Raw genomic sequence first — 5,169 nt, forward strand, 5'->3', positions numbered from 1 at the left:
CCAGCAAGATACTGGTTAAAAAGCTCGCCACTGCTAAAACCCGCCGCGCCTTGTGCCAAGGAGTGTAACCCGCTAGGAAAAATGCCACCATGCAGGCCAGAGCAATCCCTAGCAAATTGGTCAAAAACAACAAAAACGCCCCCCAGCTCAACCTCCATTCCGCTTGCGATAGACACAACCCCACCACACAAATAGGTGGCATCAACGCGACCGCAATCGCCGTGCCCGGTAATGTCGGCGACACCTTGGGTTCCACCCGCGCATAACCACAGACGCCACCAGCAGCAATGGCAATTCCCAAATCCAGCAAGTTGGGGGTTGTACGGGCCAGGATTTCACTCCCAAAGTTAGGTAAGGCAACAATCACCCCAATTAACCAAGACAAACCAATCGCCAGCAGCGTACCAACGCCCAGGGAAATAAAGGCTTTCCGAAACAGGGCCACATCACCAGTCAACGCCCCAAATGCCAGCCCCCGAATCGGCATCATCAATGGCGTAACCACCATTGCCCCAATAATGACAGCGGCGCTGTTGGAGAGCAATCCCAGCGTGGCAATGACACACGACCCGATGACCAGCATGATGTAAGGACCATCCAGCACCGATTCGGCATACAAATCCTGGCAAATCGCCTGCAGTTGCTCTAACTCCGCCAGGTTGCGCGGGCCATACCACCGCGACATAAAAATCTCCCTAGATAGCCTGTTGCCCTATGATATCGCTGAGTCATCTATGCTTGTCTCGAGTCACAGGGCACAATCCCGTTGTTGGGTTTCCGATGATCTCTCTGACCACTAAAGTGGCTTGGTATAGAGTCTCATCGTGCTCTGGCTCTATCTCCACAATTTCCGATGTGGTGCTTCCTGTTTTATATAGCCAAGTTTGAGGTAGTCCTGTTCTTGAAAACAGCCCCTGGACTATTGACAATAGTCAGTGAAGGAATCACGCTTTTCGACGTACTTTATACGTACAAATCTTACTTTATGAAACTATACTTCGACCCATGCTACCATGCATCATTACTTGCATAGCACTACCGAGCAGGTATAGTCTCAACTTGAACGGTAGGTCAGTCAGGCTTGGAGTTTGGCCAAACAAAACCTACATTCTCTTGTGGATAGAGTCGCCTGTCATATATGTCAACCTTTATCGGCTTGTCTACAGAAGTGGTCAGATAACTTGGGAATGTCTATCACAGCCAAGCCACTTGACTTGAGATCGGTAGGAGAACTAGTAACCAGGTTTCTTCCTGCGACTTAAGGGATGACAACCATATAGCCAAGCCATCTATGGTTGTCAGCGCTTGAGTCCCAGCGCACGGCCTGGCCTTTGGGTTTTCTCTCCTCTCTCTGACAAGCTAAAGCAGCTTAGCTATAGATGACCTAGCTGTAACAGCGGTCGCGTGCTTCTGCTGCCGTCGGGAAAGGCATGGGGTAAGGGTTTAGGCAATTGGCCTTTCCCAGGCTAAAATCAAGAGACAAGCTGGGTATAGTGAGATTGACGCTATTCCCCACTTGAGGTCAGCACGATGAGTACCACGCCAATTCCGCCACCTCCACGGGGTTCTGTGCCGCCGGCTCCCCCCCCACCGATCCGACCAGTATCTCCTCCACCGCCCAAAACACCGCCGCCACCAGTGGCTAAAACAACTGGTCCCCGCATTCCCTCGATGGAGGAGCTGGTGTTTCGGGCCTACGAGGAGGGCGCCTCTGATATTCACGTGGGAGTTAACGAACGGCCCCGGTTTCGCAAGCGGGGGCTAATGGAAATCGTAGAGGACTTGCCGGTCACAGACTTGGAAACCTATGACCGGTGGATTGCCGAGATGCTCCAGCCGGAGCAGATTGAACTCTTTCGCAAAAACATGGAGTTTGACGGCGCCTGCACGTTCCAGGACAAAATCCGGGTGCGGATCAACCTGTTTATTTCCCTACGGGGACCGGCGCTGGTGTTGCGGTTGATTCCCCTGCAAGTCCTGACCATTGACCAGTTGGGGTTGCCGTCTGTTTTTAAGGACTTATGCCATTACCAGAAGGGGCTTATCCTGGTGACTGGGCCGACGGGTTCGGGGAAATCCACCACCTTGGCGGCCATGGTGGACTACATTAACCAGAACCTGCCCAAGCACATCATTTCCATCGAGGACCCGGTGGAATTTGTACATTTCAGCAAGAAATCCCTGATTCGCCAGCGGGAAGTAGGGATTCACACGCTGAAGTTTGAAAATGCCCTGAAGGCTTCCCTGCGGGAAGACCCCGACGTTATCCTGATTGGGGAGATGCGGGACCGGGAAACAGTTAATGTCGCCATCAAGGCCGCCCAGACCGGTCACCTGGTGTTCGGGACGCTCCACACCAACAGTGCCGTGAAAACCATTGACCGGATTCTCAACCTGTACGAGCCGGCGGAACAGCCTGCCATGCGCATCCAGATTGCGGAAACCCTAGTGGCGGTGATTGCCCAATCTTTGGTGCGCACCACGGACGGTAAACGCACGGCCATTCACGAAATCATGATCAACACCGATGCGATCAAGGACTACATCCGGCGGGACGAGGTGGACGAAATCGAAAACCTGATCCCCCGCTCTACCCTCGACGGGATGTGTACGATGAACCAGTGCCTGTACCGCCTGTACGAAGAGGGTCGTATCACCGAAGAAACGGCGTTGGAGGCCTCCCCCAAGCCCAACGAAATGGCCATGCTCCTGCGGGGCAAGGCGGGCTTCTAGACCCCCTGGGGCAGCAGGGACGTCGCTCCCTGGAGAAAACGGATAGCGCGGGCGGTCACTGCAGGGTCAACCTGGACCTGGCGCATCCGGATAAGTCCCTCGGCAATGAATCCCGCCTGCACCGTGTTGTCGCCATGAAAGGGCGTTTCGTAGACCACCTCCCGAATTCCCGCCGAGATGAGCAGTTTCAAGCAGGACAAACAGGGGGCCAGCGTCACGTAGATCGTCGCCCCTTCCGTGGCAATGCCGTAACGAGCCGCCTGGGCAATCGCATTAGCTTCCGCATGAATGGCGCGGGACGGTAAAGTGGGGCTGGCGTCACAGCGAGCAAGACCAGGGTAACAAAACCCTTGCGCTGTGCAGTGGGGGGACCCAGAAGGAGGACCGTTGTACCCCGTCGCCAGCACCTGCCGTTGTTTGACAATGACCGCCCCCACCGGCATGGCTAGGCAGGTTGAACGAGTCGCCGCCAGTTTTGCCAGCATCATGAAGTACTCATCCCAACTGGGGCGGCCTGCTTCCAGCATCAACGCGGAGTGGATGAGCTTGGTTGCAGCGGGCGAGTCGGCGGCTGCTGCTGTTGGGGCTGGGGTGCCGGTGTCGCAGGTGGCCGTGGCCCTGTATCACCAAAGCGGGGAAACGGGATATCCACAAACCCGATTTCCAAAAGTTGCTGGTAGGCTTTTTGCCCCAGCTCCCGCGTCGGTTGTTGGCTGCGAATGATCTGCACCAGAAGCGGCACCGCCAAATCCGGCTCCTGCTGCGCCCGGTGGACGAGAGCCAACTGGTAGGTCGCTTGGTCACGCATTTCTGCAGCTTCCGCCGCTCGTCGCCGTTGACTATCGGCCACCTGGTTATCTATCCCCGTGAAACTGCTCACCAACTGGGAATGGAAGGTGGACAACTGATTGAACACCTGGCGGGCATCCTGGAGCTTGGCAATCGCTGTTTTGTAGTCATTGCGGGCAATCGCTTGGGCCGCCTCATCCATCAATCGTTTACCGCCCGCCATGCTCAGCAACTTGGGAGGAGAAACCGCAATGTCCAACGGGTCCACGCCGATAGGAATGGCCGGGTTTGGGGCGGCAGGTCGAGGAGAAGGTCGCGCTAGGGATAAATGGCCAACTCCCAACACCACCAATCCAACAATCGCACTGACAACCAAAAGCCGTCCTAGCCAAGACCGCCAAACGCGCGCGTGCATGAACTCCACCCAAACGTCAATCCTCACCTGGTATGATAGCAGTGCGATGGCGCAACCTTCGAGTTGCTACACTGGAAGTTCAGGGGCATGTAGCTCAGTGGATAGAGCACCAGATTCCGGGTCTGGTGGTCGGGGGTTCAAATCCCTCCATGCTCGTTAACCCACGAACCCGTCATAAGTAGGTTTTTTTCTAGACACTGCCTTACACCATTGTCAATAAGCAAGGCTCGGAATGGGCTGAGACTGACGAAGATGGTAGCAAAGTGGTAGATAGGCAAGCGGCTGGCGCATGGGGAGAGCGACAAGGGATGGCTGCGGTCGCGCCTGTTAACTGGATTGACCGGAGCGAGTCGCTGAGCTTGCCACGCTGGAGTTGTGGAAAAGGTTTGTCTCATGCAAGCGGAGCCAGGTGAGCACTCGGAGCTGAAGATAACCTATAAGCCACTCAACTGGAAGCATTTGGGAACGTTGACAGCCCAACCGATTCAGTGGGCACGCACCAAGCTACAGCAGTCCTATTTGAGATTAAAATGAGATTTGAGGTAAGCTAGTTAAAATAGACAACAATTTGATAGCTGCGGAACTATTTAGTATAAGGAATAGATGGTTGTGCTCCTAGAAAATTTATCCGCGGTAATCGAGAGGCAAGAGAGCTTAAAAGAGCCTTGACTGTCAAATGGCTCTGGAAGAAAAAAAACCTATGCAGAAATCGCTCAATTCTTAGTAGCCGATAAGTCACTTATCACCCACTGGAAACAATGGTTTTATGAACAAGGTATTGACAGGTTTCGGCTCGGTTATCTCGGTCGAAAAAGACATCTCTAGCTGAGCCGCTTCAGTTTGTCAGGACGATGTTAGAAAAACCTAGAGCGGAGCTATGCCCTGCGACCCCAAGTATGACAAGCAGAGACGGCTTGGCTATCGCACCTGACCAACACCAAGCAGCCGTCAGACTGGCCGCCAGGACTTAACCCAAGCGGATTAGCCCGTGTAGTGGGTGTAACTAGCGGCGCATAACTTTGTTTGCGGGGCTGTTGATTTTGCCAGAGCACCAGTGTAGCAATTGCCAGCAGAAAATAGCTAAATCCTTTTTGCAGGTGCGCGGGATGGACAAACTGCGCCAAATAGGCTCCCGCCACCGTTCCAATGCCGGCAAAAAGCGTGAAATTGACCGTCAAATGCCAGTCCAGATGCACATGCCCTAGATAACCCGCTAAACCGGCTAGGGAATT

The 5,169-nt window shown here is 54.3% G+C and carries 4 protein-coding genes and 1 tRNA gene; 2 read left to right on the forward strand and 3 right to left on the reverse strand.

The genetic code is table 11. From position 1 onward, the window contains the following. Positions 1 to 685 (reverse strand): DUF389 domain-containing protein (locus NZ705_06250; protein MCS7292562.1); only part of this gene is annotated, 685 nt, incomplete at its 3' end. An 845-nt stretch (positions 686 to 1,530) separates the two neighbouring features. On the opposite strand from NZ705_06250, the gene NZ705_06255 reads away from it, so the two are divergent. After that, complete coding sequence (locus tag NZ705_06255) at positions 1,531 to 2,733, forward strand: type IV pilus twitching motility protein PilT (GenBank protein ID MCS7292563.1); 1,203 nt, start codon at positions 1,531 to 1,533, stop codon at positions 2,731 to 2,733. Here the strand turns inward: NZ705_06255 and NZ705_06260 are convergent. Both NZ705_06260 and NZ705_06265 read right to left on the reverse strand, forming a co-directional pair. Next, the gene (locus tag NZ705_06260) at positions 2,730 to 3,260 is read right to left on the reverse strand and encodes a dCMP deaminase family protein (GenBank protein ID MCS7292564.1); all 531 of its coding nucleotides are present in this window, start codon (positions 3,258 to 3,260) and stop codon (positions 2,730 to 2,732) included. The two genes, NZ705_06255 and NZ705_06260, sit on opposite strands and share 4 nt — an antisense overlap. Further along, the gene (locus tag NZ705_06265) at positions 3,260 to 3,937 is read right to left on the reverse strand and encodes a hypothetical protein (GenBank protein MCS7292565.1); all 678 of its coding nucleotides are present in this window, start codon (positions 3,935 to 3,937) and stop codon (positions 3,260 to 3,262) included. The genes NZ705_06260 and NZ705_06265 overlap by 1 nt, the downstream gene beginning before the upstream one ends. An 83-nt stretch (positions 3,938 to 4,020) precedes the next feature. On the opposite strand from NZ705_06265, the gene NZ705_06270 reads away from it, so the two are divergent. Continuing rightward, a tRNA-Arg gene (locus NZ705_06270) sits at positions 4,021 to 4,093 on the forward strand. The last annotated feature ends 1,076 nt before the right edge of the window (positions 4,094 to 5,169 follow it).

The organism is Gloeomargarita sp. SKYB120, from assembly GCA_025062155.1.
Taxonomy (GTDB): Bacteria; Cyanobacteriota; Cyanobacteriia; order Gloeomargaritales; family Gloeomargaritaceae; genus Gloeomargarita.

What these genes read in the sequence shown, in the direction of transcription:
- NZ705_06255 (MCS7292563.1), top strand. Translation starts at nt 1,531, where the DNA reads ATGAGTACCACGCCAATTCCGCCACCTCCACGGGGTTCTGTGCCGCCG.
- NZ705_06260 (MCS7292564.1), bottom strand. Translation starts at nt 3,260, where the DNA reads ATGCTGGAAGCAGGCCGCCCCAGTTGGGATGAGTACTTCATGATGCTG.
- NZ705_06265 (MCS7292565.1), bottom strand. Translation starts at nt 3,937, where the DNA reads ATGCACGCGCGCGTTTGGCGGTCTTGGCTAGGACGGCTTTTGGTTGTC.